Source organism: Flavobacterium jejuense (assembly GCF_006491595.2).
In the GTDB taxonomy this organism is placed as follows: domain Bacteria; phylum Bacteroidota; class Bacteroidia; order Flavobacteriales; family Flavobacteriaceae; genus Flavobacterium; species Flavobacterium jejuense.
The window spans coordinates 67,909-91,269 of sequence record NZ_VEVQ02000009.1 but is presented as its reverse complement, the minus strand read 5'-3'; the positions used below and the strand labels follow the sequence as shown (position 1 = coordinate 91,269).

Annotated in this window: 23 protein-coding genes; 10 read left to right on the top strand and 13 right to left on the bottom strand. The window is 29.3% G+C overall.

The window, feature by feature from the left end; all coding sequences use genetic code 11:
• Positions 1–9: 9 nt before the first annotated feature.
• The 3 genes from FIA58_RS14160 to FIA58_RS14150 all read left to right on the top strand — a co-directional run bounded on the left by FIA58_RS14160 (position 10) and on the right by FIA58_RS14150 (position 2,143).
• Positions 10–465 (top strand): DUF1801 domain-containing protein, encoded by a 456-nt coding sequence (locus tag FIA58_RS14160; protein WP_140963140.1) that lies wholly within the window; start codon positions 10–12, stop codon positions 463–465.
• A 65-nt stretch (positions 466–530) separates the two neighbouring features.
• Positions 531–1,667 carry an N-acetyl-alpha-D-glucosaminyl L-malate synthase BshA gene (gene bshA, locus FIA58_RS14155; protein WP_140963139.1) on the top strand — a complete coding sequence of 379 codons (1,137 nt, stop codon included), beginning with the start codon at positions 531–533 and terminating at the stop codon, positions 1,665–1,667.
• Entirely contained in the window at positions 1,664–2,143 is a 480-nt protein-coding gene (locus FIA58_RS14150) for a protease complex subunit PrcB family protein (RefSeq protein WP_140963138.1), read from the top strand. Before bshA ends, FIA58_RS14150 begins: the two co-directional genes overlap by 4 nt.
• A gap of 35 nt (positions 2,144–2,178) precedes the next feature.
• On the opposite strand, the gene FIA58_RS14145 is transcribed toward FIA58_RS14150, so the two are convergent.
• Complete coding sequence (locus FIA58_RS14145) at positions 2,179–2,670, bottom strand: hypothetical protein (RefSeq protein ID WP_140963137.1); 492 nt, start codon at positions 2,668–2,670, stop codon at positions 2,179–2,181.
• Positions 2,671–2,772: 102 nt separating this feature from the next.
• Positions 2,773–3,582, bottom strand: coding sequence for a hypothetical protein (locus FIA58_RS14140; RefSeq protein ID WP_140963136.1), 810 nt, complete (start codon positions 3,580–3,582; stop codon positions 2,773–2,775).
• 193 nt (positions 3,583–3,775) lie between these two features.
• Here FIA58_RS14140 and aroC point away from each other — a divergent pair, with 193 nt between their 5' ends.
• The 3 genes from aroC to FIA58_RS14125 all read left to right on the top strand — a co-directional run bounded on the left by aroC (position 3,776) and on the right by FIA58_RS14125 (position 8,192).
• Positions 3,776–4,834, top strand: a complete 1,059-nt coding sequence (gene aroC, locus FIA58_RS14135) for a chorismate synthase (protein WP_140963135.1) — start codon at positions 3,776–3,778, stop codon at positions 4,832–4,834.
• A 196-nt stretch (positions 4,835–5,030) separates the two neighbouring features.
• On the top strand, positions 5,031–6,665 hold the full coding sequence (locus tag FIA58_RS14130) for a T9SS-dependent choice-of-anchor J family protein (protein WP_140963134.1): 1,635 nt from the start codon (positions 5,031–5,033) through the stop codon (positions 6,663–6,665).
• A 189-nt stretch (positions 6,666–6,854) separates the two neighbouring features.
• Entirely contained in the window at positions 6,855–8,192 is a 1,338-nt protein-coding gene (locus FIA58_RS14125; RefSeq protein ID WP_140963133.1) for a T9SS type A sorting domain-containing protein, read from the top strand.
• Positions 8,193–8,250: 58 nt separating this feature from the next.
• Here FIA58_RS14125 and FIA58_RS14120 read toward each other — a convergent pair whose 3' ends face one another.
• Positions 8,251–8,670: a thiol-disulfide oxidoreductase DCC family protein gene (locus FIA58_RS14120; protein ID WP_208022811.1), complete on the bottom strand. Its 420-nt coding sequence runs from the start codon at positions 8,668–8,670 to the stop codon at positions 8,251–8,253.
• A 23-nt stretch (positions 8,671–8,693) separates the two neighbouring features.
• Entirely contained in the window at positions 8,694–10,862 is a 2,169-nt protein-coding gene (locus FIA58_RS14115; protein ID WP_140963132.1) for an endonuclease MutS2, read from the bottom strand.
• A gap of 77 nt (positions 10,863–10,939) precedes the next feature.
• On the opposite strand from FIA58_RS14115, the gene FIA58_RS14110 reads away from it, so the two are divergent.
• Positions 10,940–11,608 (top strand): uracil-DNA glycosylase, encoded by a 669-nt coding sequence (locus FIA58_RS14110; RefSeq protein ID WP_140963131.1) that lies wholly within the window; start codon positions 10,940–10,942, stop codon positions 11,606–11,608.
• On the opposite strand, the gene FIA58_RS14105 is transcribed toward FIA58_RS14110, so the two are convergent.
• From FIA58_RS14105 to FIA58_RS14070, 8 genes are all read right to left on the bottom strand, one after another.
• A complete protein-coding gene (locus FIA58_RS14105) occupies positions 11,609–12,541 on the bottom strand; it encodes a transglutaminase (protein ID WP_140963130.1) in 933 nt (310 codons plus the stop codon).
• A 28-nt stretch (positions 12,542–12,569) separates the two neighbouring features.
• Positions 12,570–13,415 carry a substrate-binding domain-containing protein gene (locus tag FIA58_RS14100; protein ID WP_140963129.1) on the bottom strand — a complete coding sequence of 282 codons (846 nt, stop codon included), beginning with the start codon at positions 13,413–13,415 and terminating at the stop codon, positions 12,570–12,572.
• A gap of 10 nt (positions 13,416–13,425) precedes the next feature.
• Positions 13,426–13,962, bottom strand: coding sequence for a GNAT family N-acetyltransferase (locus tag FIA58_RS14095; protein ID WP_140963128.1), 537 nt, complete (start codon positions 13,960–13,962; stop codon positions 13,426–13,428).
• Positions 13,963–14,263: 301 nt separating this feature from the next.
• The gene (locus tag FIA58_RS14090; protein ID WP_140963127.1) at positions 14,264–14,623 is read right to left on the bottom strand and encodes a VOC family protein; all 360 of its coding nucleotides are present in this window, start codon (positions 14,621–14,623) and stop codon (positions 14,264–14,266) included.
• An 85-nt stretch (positions 14,624–14,708) separates the two neighbouring features.
• Positions 14,709–15,575, bottom strand: coding sequence for a nucleoside phosphorylase (locus tag FIA58_RS14085; protein ID WP_140963126.1), 867 nt, complete (start codon positions 15,573–15,575; stop codon positions 14,709–14,711).
• 87 nt (positions 15,576–15,662) lie between these two features.
• Complete coding sequence (locus tag FIA58_RS14080; protein ID WP_140963125.1) at positions 15,663–15,995, bottom strand: translation initiation factor; 333 nt, start codon at positions 15,993–15,995, stop codon at positions 15,663–15,665.
• Positions 15,996–16,052: 57 nt separating this feature from the next.
• Positions 16,053–16,373, bottom strand: coding sequence for a GxxExxY protein (locus FIA58_RS14075; protein WP_243754680.1), 321 nt, complete (start codon positions 16,371–16,373; stop codon positions 16,053–16,055).
• A gap of 266 nt (positions 16,374–16,639) precedes the next feature.
• Positions 16,640–17,593 (bottom strand): isopenicillin N synthase family dioxygenase, encoded by a 954-nt coding sequence (locus tag FIA58_RS14070; RefSeq protein WP_140963124.1) that lies wholly within the window; start codon positions 17,591–17,593, stop codon positions 16,640–16,642.
• 201 nt (positions 17,594–17,794) lie between these two features.
• Here FIA58_RS14070 and FIA58_RS14065 point away from each other — a divergent pair, with 201 nt between their 5' ends.
• A complete protein-coding gene (locus FIA58_RS14065; RefSeq protein ID WP_140963250.1) occupies positions 17,795–19,771 on the top strand; it encodes an alpha-ketoacid dehydrogenase subunit alpha/beta in 1,977 nt (658 codons plus the stop codon).
• A 340-nt stretch (positions 19,772–20,111) separates the two neighbouring features.
• Here the strand turns inward: FIA58_RS14065 and FIA58_RS14060 are convergent, their stop codons facing one another.
• Positions 20,112–20,816, bottom strand: coding sequence for an RluA family pseudouridine synthase (locus FIA58_RS14060; RefSeq protein WP_140963123.1), 705 nt, complete (start codon positions 20,814–20,816; stop codon positions 20,112–20,114).
• Positions 20,817–21,148: 332 nt separating this feature from the next.
• On the opposite strand from FIA58_RS14060, the gene FIA58_RS14055 reads away from it, so the two are divergent.
• Together FIA58_RS14055 and FIA58_RS14050 are read left to right on the top strand one after the other, a co-directional pair.
• The gene (locus FIA58_RS14055; RefSeq protein WP_165928930.1) at positions 21,149–22,588 is read left to right on the top strand and encodes a sulfatase-like hydrolase/transferase; all 1,440 of its coding nucleotides are present in this window, start codon (positions 21,149–21,151) and stop codon (positions 22,586–22,588) included.
• The gene (locus FIA58_RS14050; RefSeq protein ID WP_140963121.1) at positions 22,572–23,333 is read left to right on the top strand and encodes a hypothetical protein; all 762 of its coding nucleotides are present in this window, start codon (positions 22,572–22,574) and stop codon (positions 23,331–23,333) included. The genes FIA58_RS14055 and FIA58_RS14050 overlap by 17 nt, the downstream gene beginning before the upstream one ends.
• Positions 23,334–23,361: the final 28 nt, after the last annotated feature.

Sequence of the window (23,361 nt, the reverse complement as noted above, 5' to 3'; positions counted from 1 at the left end):
TGAAAGGATATGACATCAAGAGCAACTACTCCAGAAGAATATATTAAAGAAGTTCCAGAAGAAAGGAAAGAGGCTATAAACAATCTTAGAAATGTTATTCTAAATAATCTTCCAGAAGGATTTAAAGAAGAGATGAGTTATGGAATGATTGGTTATGTGATTCCTCACGAAGTTTATCCTTCAGGTTATCACTGTAATCCCAAATTGCCCTTGCCTTTTATGAGTTTTGCTTCTCAAAAAAACAGTATCAATTTTTATCACATGGGAATTTATGCTAATAGTGAACTTTATAATTGGTTCATTTCAGAATATGGTAAGTTCTCTACAAAAAAACTAGATATTGGTAAAAGTTGTATGCGTTTTAAAAAGGAACAAGATATTCCTTATGATTTAATTGGTGAATTGGTTTCAAAAATTAATGTCAATCAATGGATTTCAACTTATGAAAATGCATTTAAAAAATAATTTAACGAATATTTAAAAATTGGAGTAATAAAAATATGGTACTTTTAGATTTTTAAATTGAATTAATGAAAATAGCTATAGTTTGCTATCCTACTTTTGGGGGAAGCGGTGTTGTTGCAACAGAATTAGGTCTTGAATTAGCAAGAAAAGGTCACGAAGTACATTTTATTACGTATAGTCAACCAGTTCGTTTAGCACTTTTAAATCAAAATATTTTTTATCACGAAGTACACGTACCAGAATATCCTTTATTTCATTATCAACCCTATGAATTAGCTTTATCAAGTAAACTAGTAGATATGGTTAAATTACATGGAATAGAAGTACTTCACGTTCATTATGCAATTCCTCATGCTTATGCGGGTTATATGGCTAAAAAGATGCTAGAAGAAGAAGGAATAAGAATTCCAATGGTCACTACTTTACACGGTACCGATATTACTCTTGTTGGAAATCATCCATTTTATAAACCAGCGGTTAGTTTTAGTATTAATAAATCTGATGTTGTAACGAGTGTTTCACAAAGTTTAAAAGAAGATACTTATAGATTGTTTGATATTAAAAAGGATATCAAAGTTATTCCAAATTTCATAGAGATTGAGAAAGAAAAACTAGATGTAAATGACCCATGTCATCGTTCACTTATGGCAACTTCAGATGAAAAAGTCGTTACTCATATTTCAAACTTCAGAAAAGTAAAACGAATAGACGATGTTGTTAAAATATTTTATGAAATACAAAAAGAAATTCCTGCAAAATTGATGATGGTAGGAGATGGACCAGAAAAAGAGAAAGCAGAAACGTTATGTCTAGAATTAGGTATTCAAAGCAAGGTTATTTTCTTTGGTAACAGTAATGAAATTGATAAAATTTTATGCTTTACAGATTTGTTCTTACTTCCTTCTGAAACCGAAAGTTTTGGATTGGCTGCTTTAGAAGCTATGGCTTGCGGTGTTCCTGTAATATCAAGTAATTCAGGAGGTTTACCCGAAGTAAATATTGATGGAGTTACAGGGTATTTAAGTAGTGTAGGTGATATTAAAGAAATGAGTAAAAATGCCATTTCGATTTTAGAAGATGACAAAGTTTTAAATCAATTTAAATTAAATGCTTTAAAATTGGCTTCTGAATTTGATATAAAAAACATACTACCTCTTTATGAAAAGGTATATGAGGATGTTATAAAATCCTATGCAAAATGAAAATAATTTACATTAACATTATTCTGTTTTTTTTGATGATTTCATGTTGTTCAACTAAGAAAAATGAATCTTCATCAATTAAAGAAAATACAAAAACAGAAAACCAATTGAAAAAAGAGACTGAATTTGAAATTGTATATTCTTCAGAATATGGCGGGAATGATGAATTTAGTTATTTGGTTATAGAAAATAGTATAGACCTAAATAAAGAAGTTGAAAGATTAAACATTTCAAATGAATTGTCTGAAATTTATAATTTTAATTTTGATGAAAAAGTCATTTTATTTTTATATTTAGGCCAAAAAAACACTGGTGGTTATGCTGTTGCTATTGATAAACTTGAAAAAGTGAATGACGAAATTATTATTTATTCAAGAACTATAGCTCCATCAAAGGGTGAAAATGTAACAATGGCATTAACAAATCCTTATTGTATTGTAATTATTCCTAAAGCAAAAAAATATAGTATAAAATAAAAAAGGAACTCATTTGAGTTCCTTTTTTATTTTATTTAGAATCTATATCTAATTCCAAGTGCGATATCTGGACCAAAATTGTCATTATAATCAGCATAATCTCCACCAAAATATATTTCTGGTCTAAAATCTAATGATAATTGTAATGGTATATCAAATAAATATTCAATTCCTATATCACCTGCTGCAAAGAAAAATGATCCATCATCTTTATAACCATTTTTATTATAGTTCCAAGTACCTAATCCTCCACCAACACCTGCATACCAATTGAAACCACCATCTATGTTCCATACCCATTGGTATAAACCAGCTAATTTAATAGCATCTACATCTTTACTGTTTCTCCACCCTAAATCAAGTTCTAGACGATTATTATCAGATAATCCTCTTTGGTAAGAAATCTCTCCACCAAAACCATCATTGTCACCTAGTCTAAGTCCTAATGCATTTTCTGATATGTCCTGTGCTTGTGTACTGAACACTAATCCTACTAGCATGAAAGCTGTTAAAAATAATTTTTTCATTTGTTATTAATTTATTTTAAATTGTGAATACAAAATTAGAACTTAAAACGAAATTTTTTTTATAAAATTATAAAAATAGATTATAAAATTCCAACTATGATATTAATTTATCAAGTAAGTATCAAGAAACTCATTTTGAGTGGCAGAATAAAAACTAGGAAAATTTAAATTATCAAGTATCTGAGGAGGTAAAGTACTTAAAGTATAAGTTGTTAAAGTGTTTGTATGAACCACTCCTATGTTTTCAGCTATAAATTGTTCCGAAATTAAAACATCTTGTTGTGGTAACACATTTACAGTTATTGGATTTCCTAAAATCTCTTGTACAGTTGTAATTGATGCTGTTAAAACAATTTTCCCTGATTTAACATTAGAATAAACATCACCGTTTAATGAGGTGTAATTTGAAAATGATTGGCCACCAACTGATTTTAGAGTATAATTTATTGTTAATGGAAAACCACTAATAACTTGTTGAATAATGCCTGTTTTAGTTGAAGGATTCTCGTTTAGTGGTGCATCTGCATCAAAAACAACAAAGTCATCTAACGTTAAATCTAAGTTTATGGGTGAATTTTGCCCTACATTTAGTGATATGTCTCCAGAAAGTAATAATCTGTTTCCATCAACGCGAACTCCATTATCTTTTAAAGAACTTGAATAAAAACCAAATGATACATCATTTTTAACTTTCATCTCTTTATAAGTTTTGGAATTCATTATAATATCATTTCCTACGTAAAGGGAATCTCTGAAAGTGTTCATTAAATTATCACTTACATCATAGGTCCAATAATTATTTGTATTTAAGGGAATTGAAAAAGTTTCATTTTGTAACTCATCACCTGAAGAATCACTAGAGCAAGAGTAAATCAATAGAGACAATAATAGTAGTAAGATTATTTTTTTCATAAATTTTATTTAATCAATTTTAACAAATATAGTATTTTTTAACAATTAATATTTTGTAAACTATATTAAATCCAGATACTTGAGGGTTACATATTTTTAATTTAAATTAAAAGTTAAGTAATAGTTTATAAAAACCAGTAAATATTCTATAAATTTGTTTTGAAGATATTTATAATTATTCGAAAATTAAATTATGGCAGGAAATATATTTGGTAAGATTTTTTCACTAATGACTTTTGGTGAATCACATGGAGAGGCTTTGGGAGGAATTATTGATGGCTGTCCTGCAGGAATATTATTAGATTTTGATGCAATTAGAAATGAAATGCAAAGAAGGAAGCCAGGACAATCAAATATTGTAACCCAAAGAAAGGAAGAAGACGATGTGCAATTTCTATCAGGTATTTTTGAAGGTAAAACAACAGGAACTCCCATAGGTTTTATTATACCTAATACAAATCAAAAATCTCAAGATTATTCAGATATTAAAGAAACTTACAGACCAAGTCATGCTGATTATGTATATGATAAGAAATACGGTACTAGAGATTATAGAGGTGGTGGAAGAAGTTCTGCAAGAGAAACAGCTAGTAGAGTAGTAGCAGGAGCAATTGCAAAACAAGTTATTGCAGATATTAAAATAACAGCATATGTTTCAGCAGTTGGAGAAATTGCATTAAATAAAACTTATCAGGATTTAGACTTTTCTAAAATAGAAAGTAATGCTGTTCGCTGTCCAGAAATTGAGATTGCAACTATGATGGAAAATCATATTAAAGAAATAAAGAAACAAGGAGATACTGTTGGAGGAGTGATTACATGCGTCATTCAAAATGTTCCTATAGGTTTAGGAGAACCTGTTTTTGATAAATTACATGCAGAACTAGGAAAAGCAATGCTTTCAATAAATGCTGTTAAAGGTTTTGAATTAGGAAGTGGTTTTGAAGGAGCAAAAATGAAGGGGAGTGAACATAACGATTTATTTAATGAAGATGGTACTACTAAAACAAATCTTTCTGGAGGAATTCAAGGAGGAATAAGTAATGGTATGGATATTTATTTTAAAGTGGCTTTTAAACCAGTAGCTACACTAATTCAAAAACAAGATGTTTTAACTAAAGACGGTGAAATTATAAATTTGCAAGGAAAGGGTAGACACGATCCATGTGTAGTACCTAGAGCAGTTCCCATTGTAGAAGCTATGGCAGCATTAGTTATGGCTGATTATTATTTGTTCCAAAAAAATAGATAAAATTAGTTTAATAAAAACACTTGTTTTTTTTGAATAATTATTATGTTTTTACTATTTTTTGAATATATAACGCAATAAAATATTTTTTTTTACTTGTTTTTTGATTTTTAAATAAATCGCTTATAACTAGTTTGTTATGATGATTTTGTAATGTTTTTTCATATACATTTACTTGAAAATTAATAATTTATAAATCATGAAAAAAACATTACTTTTATTGCTTATGTTGGTTAGTTTTTTTAGCCAATCTCAAGAGACACAGTATTTTCCAGCTCTTGTTAACAATGGTTCTACTTCTGCAAATTCTAGGGCTCCTCAAGGTTCCCAAAGATATGCAAGAACGGTTTATCTCATAACAGCTGCGGAAGTTATGGCGTCAGGTTTAGTAAATGGTGATATTGTAAATTCAATAGGTTTTAATTACTCTAGCGCACAAAATATTGCAACTACAGGAAATTTTATTGTTTATATGCAAAATACTACTGATGCTACAAATTTGAAATCGGCAACATGGGCAACGGCAATTACAGGAATGACAACAGTTAGTAATGCAACTTTTACTATACCTACTACTACAGGTGAAGTATATCATCAATATTCTGGAGGGTCATCATTTACATACACGGGAGGAGCTCTTTATGTGGCTTTTGATTATCAAAATGCAACAGGAACTTTAGCAACAACTTCTAATTTAGCTTTGTGTAATACTACTTTAACAAATGGGTTGAAAAGTGCTCAAAGCACAACTGCAATTCCAACTACAATGACAAATTCAAATTGGAGACCACAAACATTCTTAGGAAAAGATGTTATCTGTGCTTCACCAAGTGCAGTTACTGCGTCTTTAATTACCGACAATAGTGCGTCTATTTCATGGATAGGATCTGGATCTAATTTTTCGATTCAATATGGAGTTCAAGGTTTTACCTTAGGTACTGGCACGATAGTTAATTCGATTTCTAGTCCTTATAATATTTCCATGTTAAATACTGCAACAAGTTATAGTTACTACATTAAAAAAATATGTGCTTCTCCTAACGAGAGTATTTGGAGTGGTCCTTATAGTTTCACAACTTCAGCTTTTTCTGCAGCTATTCCTCCATATAGTTATGGGTTTGAAACAAGTGATGATTGGAGTTTATTAAATGCAGGTACTGGAAACAATTGGACAATTTATGTCCAGGGAGCTCCAATTCCTACAGCTGCTGAAGGTACATCTTATGCAGGATATAACTACAATTCTAGCAATGCAGCAAATGCATGGTTGTTTTCAAGACGATTAAATTTAACTGCGGGTACAAATTATTCTATAAAATTTAAATATAGAATAGCTGACGGTACGGTTTATCCGGAAAATTTTAAAGTAACTATGGGGACAGATAAAACTGTTGTTGCTCAAACTAATACGTTGCAAACATACAATAGTGTACCACTTCAAGCATGGACGCAAGCAGATTTAAGTTTTACTCCTTCAACTTCTGGAGATTATTATTTAGGGTTTAATTGTTTTTCTTTAGCAGATCAATATAGATTAGCGATAGATGACGTAGAAATAACAGCTGCAGTTTTAAGTACTTCTACTTTTGATGCTAAATTTTTTAAAGTCTATCCGAATCCTGTAAATAATATGGTATCAATTTCTAGTGGTAGTAAAGTTACTTTTGACACTATTTCAATAACTGATATTAATGGCAGAATAGTGAAATCGTTTACTTATAATGCTGTAACCGAAACAAATATTAATGTTTCCGATTTAAATTCTGGTATTTATTTCTTGAAGATTAAAACTTCTGAAGGAATTTTGGATAAGAAAATTATAAAGCAACAATAAGGTAATATATAATTTCTTAGAACAATTAAAAACACCAATGCCTCTTGGTGTTTTTTTATTGATTATAACTTAGACTTTAAGAGTTTTATTTTAAAAATTAGTTAAAATTTAATGGTTTGTATTTAAGATCTGATGTTTTTTTGTATTTTGCTATATATTTTATGTATTATTATAAAAAATTAAACAATCATGAAAAAAAAATTACTTTATCTCTTTTCATTCTTTAGTATTATTTGTTATTCTCAATGGACTTCTCAATCGACAGGTTTTTCTTCAACAAGTACAGGTGTTGAAGATATAAACATTGTTGATGCTAATACAGTATGGGCTTTAGGCTATGATGGTAGCTCATCAACACCTGCAAATTATCAACTTTTCACAAGAACTTCTGATGGTGGTGCTTCTTGGACATCAGGAAGCATTAATGTGGGGAATATTAATTTAGAATTAACAAATATTTCTCCTGTTAGCGCTACTACTGCATGGGTTGGTGCTGTTAGTCCAACAAATGGTATGGGAGGTGTTTGGAAAACTTCAAATGGGGGTACTACGTGGGTACAGCAAAATGCAACAGCTTATACAAATCCTAGTTCATTTTTTAATGTGGTTCATTTTTTTGATGCTAATATAGGAATTACTCAAGGAGATCCAATAACAGCTACAGATTTTGAAGTTTATAGAACAACAAATGGAGGTACAACTTGGACTGCAGTTCCAGCAGCAAGCTTACCTAATATAATTTCTGGTGAATATGGGTATAATGGAGGTAATGTAGCTGCAGGCAATTCATTTTGGTTTGTAACTAACATGGGGAAGTTATATAGAACTACAGATATGGGAGTTACATGGACTAAATTGAACACACCTATTTCTGATTTTTCTGGCACAAATGTGGGTGGGTCTATATATTTTAGCGATGATAATACAGGAGTTTTATTAGCAAGAAGTGGACCTGTTGCAACTGCAACTTATACTCTATACACAACATCAAATGGAGGCTCTACATGGAGTGCTGGAACTCCATATACACATCCATACAGAAGTTTAAGTTTTATTCCTGGAACTACTATTTTGGTTGGAACTGCTAGTGATAATGATACTGCTACTTATAGCTCTGCCTATAGTACCGATTTGGGTGCTAGTTGGGTGAATATTGATAGTGGTGTTCAAAGAACTGGAATAAAGTTTTTAAACGGAACTACTGGTTGGGCTGGTGGTTTTACGACATCTGTGATAGCTGATGGTATTTATAAATATACAGGAGCAAACTTAAAATCAGATTCATTTTTAGCTTTAAAATTCAATATTTATCCTAATCCAGTTAATAATATTATCTCTATTAATAGTGATAATTTGATTTTTGATAGTGTTTCTCTAACTGATATTAATGGTAGAATTATTAAAGAAATGGATACAAATTCAGTTATGAATTATAGTTTTAATGTTTCTGATTTAAATTCAGGTATTTATTTTCTAAAAATTAAAACATCGGAAGGAGTTTTAGATAAGAAAATTATTAAGAATTAATGTAACGAATAATTCTTAATATGATAAACGCTCAATTTATAATTGAGCGTTTATTATTTTATAAAAATTTAGCTTTCAATTCAGAAGTTGGAATCATGCAAGCGTTTTTTTTACCATACCACTTATAACGGTTTTTGGCAATGTAATCATAAACTATATTTTTAACAGGGTTTGGTATAAAACTAAGATAGCCAAGTAAAGAATAGAAACCTGATAACTCTTTTGCAATAAATAAAGCCGCTTCTGCTTTATAATAATAGGCCTTTCCTGGAATATATAAAATAATAGAATCGGTTTTTGAACTATCTATACCTATGTATTTAATAATTTTTTGACCCAATTCAGATTGAATGGCTATAAATCGAAAAATATCTTTTTTATCACGTTTTATAATAAATTGAACGGATGATTCGCATAAATTGCAAACACCATCAAAAAGTATTATTTTTTTTTCTTTAGGCAAATTTTCGATTTCCATTTTCGATTTTTCTAAGTTTAACTTTATATGGGTTGAATATATTCTAATTGGTCAACACTAACTTTAGAAGTAAAAATACCATAGTTTACTATTGCTTTATTCTTTTCAATTTTATCAATGGTTCCAATTGCTTTTCCGTCATTCATTCGTACACGATCACCAACTTTTAAAGTAACTTTTGGTTTTTCAGCTTCTATTTTTTGCGCCTTTATTTTCTTCTCTTTTTTTTCGACTCTAATTTCTTCTACTTTTTCTTTTACTTCTTCTATAATTTTTTTCTCAACAATTTCTTTTACTTTCTTTTCTTTTGCTGAAATTTTCTTTCTCTTTGAATTTTCAATTTCAACCATTTTTAAGAAATCTCCAATTAATGTTTTTTTATCTTTATTATTAAAGTATTTTTCAGAAATGTCATCAACTTTTTGCCCCATATAGATCAAGCGTTGGTTAGCATCATACAATTCTTGATAACGTTCTAATTTATCTTGAATTTTAGCATTGATACCTTCCATTTTTTTACTTTCTTCTCTAGCTTTAGATTCTTCTTCTTTTAATGTTTGAGATGTTTTTTCCAATTTAGAACGCTCTTTTTGAAGCGTAGCAATAGTTTTGTCAAAACGTACTTTACTGCGTTCAATTTTCTTTTTGGCCCGATTTATTAAACCAAAAGGAATACCATTTTTTTGAGCCACTTCAAACGTAAATGAACTTCCAGCTTGTCCTAAATGTAATTTATACAAAGGTTCTAGCGTTTTTTCATCAAATAACATATTAGCATTTATAGCACAAGGTAATTCGTTTGCCAAAATTTTTAAATTGGTATAATGCGTTGTAATAATTCCAAAGGCTTCTCTAGTATAAAATTCTTCTAAGAAAGTTTCAGCTAATGCTCCACCTAATTCAGGATCAGAACCTGTACCAAATTCGTCAATTAAAAATAAGGTTTTTGAATTACATTTCTTTAAAAAGTAATTCATGTTTTTTAATCGGTAACTATAAGTACTTAAATGATTTTCAATAGACTGATTATCACCAATATCTGTTAAAATTCGATCAAATAAAAAGGTTTCACTACGCTCATGAACAGGAATTAAGATTCCTGATTGTAACATTAATTGTAATAAACCTATTGTTTTTAGTGAAATGGTTTTTCCACCAGCATTTGGCCCAGAAATAACAATGATTCTACTTTCGTTATCTAATTCAATCGTTTGTGGATGTACAATTTCATTTTTTGCTTTATTATTTAGATATAAAATAGGATGAAAAGCATCTCTAAAATACAGGTGTTTTTCTTCTGTTATTTTGGGTAAAATACCTTTTATAGTATTGGCATATTTGGCTTTAGCCGAAATTACATCTATATCAGCTAAGAAGTTTTGGTAGTCCTCTAATAAACTTTTATAGGGACGAATAACGTTGGTTAACTGTTTTAAAATACGAATGATTTCTTCTTTTTCATCTTGTTCTAATTCGTTTAATTCTCTAGAATAACGCAAAGTAGCTTCGGGTTCAATATAAACAATACTTCCCGTTTTTGAACTTCCTAAAACAGATCCTTTCACCTTTTTACGATGCATAGCTAAAACAGCTAAAACCCTACGATTCTCAACCACCGATTCGCGAATGTCATCTAAATAACCCGATGAATTGTATTGTGAAAGTGCGGTTCCAAAACTTTGGTTTATTTTACCACGAACCACTTGCATATTTCTACGAATATTGACTAAATCTGGTGAAGCACTATCTTTAATTTCTCCATATTTATCAAAAATGGTATCAATAGCTTTGTTAATTTCTTTGGTACTCTCAATTGTTAATGCTTTTTGATTTAATTTTGGATAATAGTCATGGAACTTTTTTAGAAAGAGTAAAAGCGTATTGGCTGTTTCTGCAACATGAGCAATTTTTTTAAAACTAGTAGTGTCTAGAAAACTATCTTCAATACCTAAAAAATGTAAATCTTTAGTAATGGTCTCAAAACCATGATTAGGAATGGCATTATTATTAGAATAGGATGCTACGTATTCTGAAGTTTGGTACAATTCAAATAATAATTGTTCTTTATTTGAAAAAGGAACAATTTGTTGTGCTTTTTGTTGGCCAATTTCGGTATTACACTTATTGGCTATCGTTTCTAAAATGGTATGAAATTCTAAATCTTGTAAGGTCTTATTCGTAACTGAAATCATTCTTTTCTCTTCCTTTTTACTTGCAAATTTACATTCTATTGCAGTATAAATTTCTATTTTTGGTAAAATTTTATGTTATGTTCCTAAAAATCGAAGCCTCTTGGCAAACACATTTGCAAAATGAGTTGGAAAAAGACTATTTTAAAGCTTTATTGCAAAATATAGAAACTGAATATACTACTTATGAATGTTTTCCTCCAAAAGAATTAATTTTTAATGCTTTTAAGGAATGTTCGTTTGATGATATAAAGATTGTTATCTTGGGGCAAGACCCTTATCATGGAACAGGAGAAGCAAATGGATTGGCTTTTTCAGTAAATGATACTGTTAAAATACCACCTTCTTTAAGAAATATTTATAGAGAAATTAATACCGATTTTGATACTATTTTTGAGCCTAATTCAGGAAATTTAGAACGCTGGGCTCAGCAAGGGGTTTTGTTACTAAATGCTACATTAACGGTTAGAAAAGATACTCCAAATAGTCATAAGCATTTGCATTGGCAACAATTTACAGATAAAGTAATAGAAATAGTATCTAATGAAAAGGAGCATTTGGTTTTTTTACTTTGGGGCGCTTTTGCACAAAAGAAAGCAAAATTTATTGACGAAACTAAACATTTAATTTTAACATCTGGACATCCATCACCTATGAGCGCTAACCAAGGGAAATGGTTTGGTAATAAACATTTTAGTAAAACTAATGCATATTTGAAAAGTATTGGGAAACAAGAAATAAACTGGTGATTAATTAAAGGTCAATTCTCCTAAAATTTCTTCTTTCATGAAAGGTCCTCCAGGATAATTGGCTGTATAATCTAGGTTTAACCAAATTTGACCTCGTTCATCGATATGATAATGAATTTGTTGATTTTTAACCTCTTTTTCAAATAATACTTTTTTTATTAGGAAAACAGCTGTTTCTAAATCATTTTTATCTCCTATGAGCATTTCAGGATATAAATGACCACCAGTATGAATAATTCTAGGAGTTCCTCCAATAGATTTAATACAAGCCGACATCAAAATAGCATGATCATCACAATCACCTGAAAAATGTTGTAAACTTTCCGATGCATAAGCAATATATTCTCTTCCTTTTGGATCATTTACATAATTCCAATTGTCTTTTATTTCTTTAAAAACAGCAAAGCATTGAATTAATTTTCTGTCTTTAGCATATCCTTTTACATTTTTAAAATGCTGGGTTGTAGCATAAAGTGCAAAATTACGGACCTTGGGATTTGTAAAATCTACAGCATCTATAATTTTTGATTTATTTGGAAAAGGAAGTAACTTTGAAATGATTAAATCTTGGGGTTTAGGATTTTCACTCATGGCATAAATCATATAGCGATAATCTTCAAACACTCTATCAAAACCATAATTTCCAAAAAATGTTCCATATATTAATGTTAGTAAATAAAAGAAAATGCAGATTATTATGATTGTTTTTAAAGTTCTTAAAACCAATTGAATTACAACTAAAATTAAGATAAAAAGTAGTATTCTATCTAAATTATAGAACCAGTTTAATTCAATTAAGTTTTGATGCGCAATTAAAAAGACAGGAATTGCAATTAAGATATTTAGAATAAATATGATAACAGTATCCCATGGCTTTGGTAAGGAAAGCTTTTCTTTGAGTTTTGTTAAAGAAATGGGTTTTAGGGTTATCATTTAAATTTAAAACGATAAAATTAAGTAATTATTTAACTATCGTTTCATATGGAGCTGTTTTTTCAATAATATTTAACGTATGAAGCTGTTTTTGTATTTTATCAAGTGTCTTTTCATCTAATTGATCTTGTGACCAATGTGTTAATGATAACCATTCTTGAATATCTTCTAGTTTTTGATTGTATTTAGAAGCCAAAGTGCGATCAATACTTGGTATTTGTTTAAATTCTTCAGTTGTTGTATTAATAATATCTAAAATTTGTTTGATAACGGCAGTTTCATTTTCTAGTATTTCATTGCGAACTGCTATCACGAAACAAGGCCATGGAGTAGGACAGTCATCAACTTTTCTAAAAGTTCCATTATCGACCAAAGGTTTGGTCATAAAACGTTCCCACATAAAATAATCAGCTTTACCAGCCGTTAAAGCATCAACAGCTCCATTTATTGTGTTAACAATTTCAAATTGTAAATTTTTAGTGTTCCAATTGTTATTCTGTGCATTTACAAAACTCATTAAATGAGAACCTGAACCATATCTTGAGATGGCTGCTTTTGTGTTTTTTAAATCGTCTATGGTTTTATAGTTTGATTTTGCATCTACATGAATTCCCCATATAAGCGGACTTTTCACATAAACCTGTATAATTTTTGAATGATTTCCTGCTATTATGTCTTTTACAATTCCTTCTGTTAAGATAACGGCAATATCCGTTTCTCCATCACGAAGCATTTGACACATCTTGCCAGTTCCTTCTGGCACATCTGTCCATTGTAAATCGATTCCAGCTTCTTCAAATTCACCATCATCAATACATAAATGCCAAGGTAAATTAAAATGTTCAGGTACTCCAACTATTCTAATGGCTTTCATATTTTTTAAATTATGATTTTGAAAAGCTCTCTTTTGTAATCTCAAACCAAGCACAAGGAATATCTTTCCATTTGTACTCTGATTTTTGAGTCATACCAATTTTTTCTAAAATACGTTTTGAATTTCTGTTATCTATGTGTGCAGAAGCATAAATACTGTATTTTTTCATTTTATTAAAACCATAATTTAACCAAGCTTCTGCAGCTTCTTTAGCGTAACCATTTCCCCAGTGTTCTTCTTGTAAACGGTATCCTAAATCAAAAAAATTGACTAGTTCATTTTCTGGTTCAGTAACAAATTTTAAACCAGCCCAACCAATAAATTCATTTGTATCTTTTAGTATTATTGCAAATCGACCTATTTTATTGATTACATATTGTGTTCTTATATCACTAATGTAATCATTTACTTCTTCAATACTTTTCACAGGATTATTACCAAGGTATGTATGTACTTTTGGATTGTTATCCATTTTAAATAAAGCTTTAGCGTCTGAAAAAAGTAATTCTCTTAAGATAAGTCGTTTTGTTTCAATTTTTAAATTCATGGGAATGGTAATTGTTCTGATTTTAGTATGTAAAAATACTTCTTTGCAAAGTTAGTTATAAATAATTTGAATTACACGATGATTTTTCAGAGTACTAAACTTTAAAATTGTGTCTAAAAGTCTTAAGTATTCAGTTCTAATATGGTATGTAATTAAAAAAATATTTATTTGGCATAATTTAATCTTTATCTACGTAATCTTATAGACATTATCTACTTTTTATGAAGAAGCAACGTTTTCTTCATAAAATTGTTATAGTCTAAGAAGAATGTATTCTATATTTAAAATTAAATTTGTGTTGCTATATTTTTACTTTACAGATTATAATGGCATAACCATCTGGATCGTTAACAAGCATTCCATTTTCATTCCAATAAGGGTTTTTAGATGTATTTAAAATAATTTTCTTTTTAGTAAGTTTAGCTTTAATATTTTCAAATTCTTGAATGGTTTTGGGATAAAAAACTAAATAATCCTCTTCTCCAAAATTAAATGTTATTAACTCTTTTGATTTTGTGAATTCTAAATGCCAATCTAAATTGGGTTTACCAATAAAAATACCATCATAACCATCGTGATCTTCAAAACCACCTAAAATATCAATATAAAAAGACTTAATTGTTTCTAAATTGTTAGTATGTCTTGCAAATCTGAATTTCATATTTAATTCTTTGGAACACCGATTTTAGAAATCTAAATAATTTTAAAAATTTCTCAAATTTCTTTAATCAGTGTTGCTTAACTTTTTATTGAATCAATTTTTCTAAAGTATAGTCAATTAAATCCTCTACCACTTCATAAGGGTTTTTACTAAAGTCACCGGTAGCTCTATTGGCAATAATTGCATTTAATGACAAACAGTTATGTCCTAATAATTTTCCTAAACCATAAATAGCAGCAGTTTCCATTTCAAGGTTTGTCATACGAGTTCCCTTGAAGTTGAAATTATCCATTTTTGTATTTAAGTTAGGATCTTGAATGTCTAATCGCAAAACTCTACCTTGTGGACCATAAAAACCTCCAGCCGTTCCAGTAAAGCCTTTGTGCATCTTATCACTAAAAATTTTTACAGCTAATGCTTCACCGCTTTTAATAACATAAGGACGTCCTTTTCTTAAATCCCAATCGGTTTGTTGGATAAAAGCAGCTTCAATGTCATGTTCTGTCACTTCGTCAATTAAGTAGGAGCGAAGCATGTTATCTAAACCTATTGCATATTCACTCATTACAAAACTATCTACAGGAATATCTTTTTGTAATGAACCTGAAGTTCCGATTCTTACAATATTTAATTTAGTTAGTTTTTCTTTTGGTTGACGAGTTTCTAAATCTATGTTTACCAAGGCATCTAATTCGTTTAAAACTATATCAATATTATCAGGACCAATTCCTGTTGAAATAACAGTAAGCCTTTTCCCTTTGTATAAACCAGTTTGTGTTTTAAACTCTCTTTTTTGAGTAGTAAATTCTATTGAATCAAACCGATTTGTGATTTTTGAAACTCTTTCTTGATCACCCACAAAAATGATATCGTGAGCTAAATTTTCTGGTTTTAAATTGATATGGTATAAACTACCATCCGGATTTAATATAAGTTCTGAATTTTGTATCATAATGTTATTGCGAGATTGTGAAACAATCTCTTATTTTAGTTTGTTTTTTAATGTAGGCAATTTAATATTGCCAACTGAACATTTTCTTTAACCTCCTACGCGCTTGGTTTTAAAACCTTTTTCTTGAAGGTATTTCATAATTTTATCACGATAATCGCCTTGGATAATGATTTCTCCGTCTTTGAAACTACCACCAACTGCAAATTTATTCTTAATTTCTTTGGCTAATAGTTTAAAATCTTCATCTTCTCCTTCATAACCAGCGATTATGGTTGTTGGTTTTCCTTTTCTTTTTTCATATTTACAAATCATTGGTTCTTTTTGAACGAATAATTCATGATCTTTGTCCTCAATAGCTTCTGGTTCGTTTGAAACTTCATGCTCTGGGAATAGTTTTTTTAATTGGTCTTCTAAACTCATTTTTTAATTTATTTTTGGAACACAGATTAGAGAAATTCAAGAAATTTTAAAAATTCATTATTTATGTTTTTTTAAATCATTTGTGAAAATTTTTCTGACGAATTGTGGATCTTTTCCAAAATTTAGAATTAATCCAACTTCACATTTTGTTGCTTTTAAATAGTTCAACAATTGATTTTCATGCGTTTCAATTAAATATTCAACACATTTTAATTCAACTATGACAGATTCATTTACAATAATGTCTGGAACATATTCTCCAACAATATGGCTTTTATAAAATACTTTTAATTTTTTTTGACTTTCAATTTCAAAACCTCTTGATTTTAATTCAATTAATAATGCATTATGATATACTTTTTCAATAACCAAGTTCATTGTAAACATCATAATAAATTCCTATTATTGATTTTGTCAATTCTTGATGTGGGAAAATTTTCATTAATAGTAATTATGATTTTAAGAACACTGATTTAAGAAATTAAAGAAATCTAAATAATCAAGGTTACTAGTTTTAATAAAATTTTAAAATAGATTATACAAATTTTTCTAATCTGTGTTCCAAAAAGTTTTTAAATGAAAAGAAAAAACCAAACTCCAAAAGTATTTGGAATTTGGAATTTTATAACTTGGAATCTCTTCCTTTATTTTTTTATTAATCCAAGTTCCACTAAACGTTCATATAAGAATTCACCAGCGGTTATATCTTCATATAATTTTGGATTGCTTTCATCAATACATTCTTCTAAACAATTTAATTTCATATCTCCTACAGGATGCATGAAGAAAGGAATTGAATATCTAGAACTTCCCCATAATTCTCTAGGAGGATTTACTACTTGATGAATAGTAGATTTTAATTTATTATTAGTATGCCGCGAAAGCATATCCCCCACATTAATCATTAATTCGTCTGGTTGAGCCATAGCGTCAATCCAATCACCATTATGATTTTGGACTTGTAATCCTTTACCTTGGGCACCCATTAAAAGTGTAATTAAATTAATGTCACCATGTGCAGCAGCTCTTACAGCACCATCTTTAGGTTCGTCTGTTATAGGTGGATAATGGATAGGTCTTAAAATTGAATTTCCGTCTTTGATGTACTTGTCAAAATAAAATTCATCTAAGCCAATGTAAAGAGCTAAAGCTCTTAAAACATAAATACCCGTTTTTTCAAGCATTTGATACGCTTCTTTACCAACAGGATTAAATTTTGGTAACTCGGTTACGGTTACATTGTCAGGATATTCACTAGCATACTTGGAATCTTCCGAAACATATTGGCCAAAATGCCAAAACTCTTTTAAATCACCTGCGGAACGTCCTTTGGCATGTTCTTTTCCAAAAGAAACATAACCTCTCTGACCTCCAATACCTGGAATTTCATACTTGGATTTAGTTTCTAAAGGGAGATTGAAGAAATTTCGAACTTCACTATACAATCCTTCTACTAATTTGTCATCTAAAAAATGACCTTTTAATGCTACGAAGCCAATTTCTTCGTAGGCTTTTCCGATTTCATTTACAAATTTTTGTTTACGTGTCGGATCATCCGACAGGAAATCACGTAAGTCAACACTAGGAATTTGTTGCATACTAAAACGTTATTGTTAATAAATCAATAAGCTATAAAAGCCTTATTAATACAAATGTATTGAAATATTTTTAAATTAAAATGGCTAAGTTATTAACATTGGTTTGCGGCCTTAATAAACTTTTAAAATTATTTTTTATCACAGATAGCTTTAAAAATGTTATTTTTTATACATTTGAGTAAAATTTTAGAAACCATTTATATGCATTTTGATAGAAAAGAGTTGAGCAACCCAGAACTTATTGATTTATATAAAAAACTTTTAAAGCCTAGAATGATAGAGGAGAAGATGCTTATTCTACTTCGTCAGGGTAAAGTTTCAAAATGGTTTTCAGGAATTGGCCAAGAAGCTATTTCTGTTGGAATAACTTCAGTATTAGATAAAGACGAATATATTCTTCCGATGCATCGTAATTTAGGTGTATTTACAACAAGAGAAATTCCATTGCATCGTTTGTTTTCACAATGGCAAGGGAAAAAAACTGGTTTTACAAAAGGTAGAGATAGAAGTTTTCATTTTGGAACTCAAGAGTATAATATTATTGGGATGATTTCTCATCTTGGTCCACAAATGGGTGTAGCTGATGGAATCGCATTAGCAAACAAATTAAAGCAAAATGGAAAAGTAACTGCTGTGTTTACTGGTGAGGGAGCAACTTCTGAAGGAGATTTTCATGAAGCATTGAATATAGCATCGGTTTGGGATTTACCTGTTTTATTTGTGATTGAAAATAATGGTTATGGGCTTTCTACTCCAACAAATGAACAATATCGTTGTGAGAATTTGGCAGATAGAGGCGTTGGATATGGTATGGAAAGTCATATTGTTGATGGAAATAATATATTAGAGGTTGTGCATTTAATTGCTAAATTGAAAGCTTCCATGATAGAAAACCCAAGACCAGTTTTATTAGAATTTAAAACCTTTCGCATGAGAGGTCATGAAGAGGCTAGTGGTACTAAATATGTGCCTCAGGAGTTAATGGATATGTGGGCAGAAAAAGACCCAATTGCTAATTTTAAGGATTATCTTTTGAGAACTTTTGTAATTAATGAAGAAGATGACGTATTAATTAAAGAAAGAATTAAGGCAGAAATTGATCAACATTGGGCTAAAACCCAGCTGGAACCTGAGGTGGTTGCAAATTTAGAAGAAGAATTGGAAGATATGTATAAGCCTTATGAACACGAACAATTTTTTCATTCTGATACAACCGAAAACATAAGAGTTATAGATGCCATTTCAAGCGCTTTGCGTCAGTCGATGGAGAGACACGAAAACTTGGTAATTATGGGGCAAGATATCGCAGAATATGGAGGTGCTTTTAAGATAACAGAAGGTTTTGTAGCGGAATTTGGAAAAGAAAGAGTTAGAAACACACCCATTTGTGAAAGTGCAGTAGTATCAGCAGCAAATGGACTATCTATAAATGGATATAAAGCTATAGTAGAGATGCAATTTGCCGATTTCGTTTCTACAGGGTTTAACCCAATTGTAAACTTATTGGCCAAGCAACATTACCGTTGGAATGAAAAAGCAGATGTTGTGGTTCGAATGCCTTGTGGTGGTGGAACACAAGCTGGTCCTTTTCATTCTCAAACCAATGAGGCTTGGTTTACCAAAACGCCTGGTTTAAAAGTAGTGTATCCGGCCTTTCCTTATGATGCAAAAGGCTTATTAAATACAGCTATTAATGATCCTAATCCAGTGATGTATTTTGAACATAAACAATTATATAGAAGTGTTTACCAAGAGGTTCCTGTGGATTATTACACAATTCCTTTTGGGAAAGCAGCTTTATTGAGAGAAGGTAATGACGTGACTGTTATTTCCTTTGGAGCAGGTGTACATTGGGCTTTAGAAACCTTATCAAAAAATCCAAAAATAAGTGCTGATTTACTTGATTTGAGAAGTTTACAACCTTTGGATACGGAAACTATTTATAAGTCGGTTAAAAAGACTGGAAGAGTAATTATTTTACAAGAGGATACTTTATTTGGAGGCATTTCAAGTGATATTTCGGCTCTATTAATGGAAAATTGTTTTGAATATTTAGATGCTCCTGTAAAGCGAGTAGGTAGTATTGAAAGTGCAATTCCTTTTGTGAAAGCTTTAGAAGATCAATATTTACCTAAGGTAAGGTTTGAGGAAGCATTACTAAGCTTATTGCAGTATTAGATTTTATAGGATTTATTAGACTTATAACAAGAGAAACTTGTTTAATTCCTTTTTTTCTTTTTTATTGCTAATTTAGTTTTGTTTACAAGTTATTTAATTCGGTGCACTAGTATTTATGTTTAGTTTATTGAATTAACAACTTCTTTGGATAAGATTTGACAACTTTTCAAAAGTTGTCAAATCTATAAACTTGATAGAGTGTATAAAATTATAAAGTTCTATTTTAGCCCTGATAGTAGTGGTATCCTTTTCTTTTTTCTTTAAAAAAAGAAAAGATATAACGAATAGCAGGTGGTTTTTTCTACCGAAGGATTGTTTTTGTGCTCCTAAAATTTGTACATTAAGATTTACTAATTGCATCCCAAATAACTTCTTTTGGTGTAGGAGCTTTTATTTTTATAACTTCTTTAGTAACAGGATGAATGAATTCCAATTGTCTTGCGTGTAAATGAATGCCTCCATCTGGATTGCTTCTGTCGAAACCATATTTTAAATCGCCTTTTATGGAGCAACCAATAGCTGCTAATTGGGCTCTAATTTGGTGGTGTCTTCCTGTATGTAATTGAATTTCTAAACCGATATAATTATCTAATTTCTTAAAAATAGTATATTCTAAACTTGCTCTTTTACTATCAGGAACTTCTTTTATATGTGCTTTTGAAGTATTATTTTTTGGATTTCGTTTTAGATAATGAATTAAAGTATCGTTTTGTTTTGGAGGTGTGTTTTTTACAACAGCCCAATATATTTTTTTAGTTTCTCTATTTTTAAAACTTTCATTTAAACGACTTAAAGCTTTTGAAGTTTTGGCAAAAACAACAATTCCAGTTGTTGGTCTGTCCAAACGATGAATGACTCCAAGAAAAACTTCACCTGGTTTATTGTATTTTTCTTTAATATAGTCTTTTACTACTTCTGATAGTGGTTTGTCACCTGTTTTATCACCTTGTACAATATCACCTACACGCTTATTAATGACAATAATGTGATTGTCTTCGTGTAGTATTTGTAAATTGTCTTTAGTGGATATAATTTTAGATGACATGATATAAAATAGTAAATTTTCTGTATGCAAATTTACCAATTCTTTTTAAGCTTAACATATAAGTAGTACTCATTTTCTTTTTTAATGAATATGCTTATAAAACTATTGTTTTAGTTAAAAAAAAATCGCAAAATAGATAGGTTAAATTTAATATATTTGTGCTGATGAGAATACTTCACAAGAATAATTTTATACTAGTAAGCTTTATATTTTTTTATCCAGCTCTTGCTACATTTCTATTCCCTTTTATAATGTATGGCATCCATTTTGAAAGGGACATCATTCAAAATTTTTTACTCTCTACTTTATTGTTGGTATTTTCAAGTCAATTTATGTATAAAAAAAAGGGTTATCTATCCTTACTTGTATTTGGAGTATATTTTTTTTCTTTAATTGAAGTCTTTTATTTAATTACTTTTAAAAGCTATTTAACCAGTTCGAGTATATTTATTTTTTTCGAATCCAACTCTTCCGAAATTACATCGTTTACTAAACAATACTTAAATGTTACATTTTGTTCCATTGCTAGTAGTTATGTTTTTGTCTATGGATTATTCTTGTATTTATGGCTAAAGAATAAAATTAATTTAGATAGCCTTTTCTTTTCTAAATTCAATAATACATTACCTATTAAAGTAGGATTATTACTAGGTTTTATAGTATTGTTATTACCTCCATTAAATAACAGTTTTTTTCCAGTGGTATTTGTAAAGTCTTTGAAAGATTATAAAGAGCAAATGGATATGTATAACAAGATAAAATTTAATAAAAAAAGTAACTATTTTCAAGAAGTTACAGTAAGTAAAGATACTTTACCTGAAACGTATGTATTAATAATTGGAGAATCCACAACGAATCATCATATGGGAATTTATGGTTACTATAGAAATACTACACCTTTATTGAATTCTGTTGCAAATGAATTAATTGTTTATAAAGATGTTATTTGTCCCAATACACATACTTTGACATCACTTGAAAAGGTATTAACATTAGGAAATACAGAAAATCTTGATTTGAAATATGAGGGAAACTTGTTGCAATTATTTAATCAGGCAGGTTTTGTTACCTATTGGATTTCGAATCAAAGACCATCAGGAATTTGGGATAATTTCATTACAGGTATCTCTAATAGTGCTGAAAAGAAACTATTTTTTAATATATCAAATCAAAAATCACCTTATGATGAAATTGTATTAGATGCTTTTAAAAAAGTTTTATTAAATAAGAATAAGAAAAAATTAATTGTTTTGCATTTGATGGGAACCCATATGCTATATAAGGATAGATATCCAAATACATATAATACATTTACGGATACTCCTAAGACTAGTTTCAAATCAGAAACTGCATTTGAAACGATAAATGCGTATGATAATGCAATTGTATATCAAGACTATATTTGGTTTACTGTTTTAAAACAATTAAAAGAAAAGAAGGAAAAGGCAGCTATTTTGTTTTTATCAGATCATGGAGAGGAAGTATATGAAACTATTGATTTTTCGGGGCATACAGAAAGTAAAGGAACAAAAGCGATGTATGACATCCCTTTTATGCTTTGGTTGTCAGAAACTAAAAAGAAAGAGAATAACGACTTAATTTATAATAATAATAATAGATCTTATTCTTCTGAAAATTTACTTTATACTATGGCAGATTTAGCTTCCATCAAGTTCAAAGCATTTGATTCTACAAAAAGTATTTTAAATAAAAAATATGAAAGGCCTAAACGTTTATTAATTAATAATGAAGCCTATGAAGACCTTTTTTAAAAATAATTTTAAAAAAACAATACTCTTTTTTTTAGTACTATTTTTAGTGATAATTATAGGTTATTCTGACATGACCTTTTCATTATTATTTAGTTCGAAGATAATGATTCATAGGGTTAATAGTATTGAAAAATTAAATGAAGTAAAGGGCGACTTTATAGGAGTTGAGCTAGATATTATGTACGATTCTATTGTGAATGTTTTTGATGTGAATCATCCACCTGCTAAAAGTATCCATTTAAATCTTGAGGAATATTTGTCAAATTCTAAAGAGAATAAAGAAGTTATGTATTGGTTTGATTTTAAAAATTTAACTCGATTTAATAAAAAGAAGGCTTTGAAAAGGTTAAATGACATAGTATTTAATAGTGGTATTCAAAAAAACAAAATAATTATTGAAACAACACTCCCTGAAAACGCTTCAGTTTTTAAAGAAGCTGGTTATATAACATCTTATTATTTACCACCTTATTTGCATTCAAAAACAAAGGATAGTTTAGCGTATTATATTACTTTAATTAAAACCAAGAGTAAGGAGTATCCTACCGATTATATTTCTTTTGATTATACTGATTACACTATAATCAATAAAAATTTTAAAAATATGAAAAAGTTAACTTGGTATGTGAATCAGCCTATCATTAGAAAAAAAATATTTACCAAATTCAAATTATATTCTATTTTAAGTGATGAAAATGTGGATTATGTATTATTTTCATATTATTCTAAATATGGAGATAGATAATCAATTATCATTAAAATTGATTATCTAT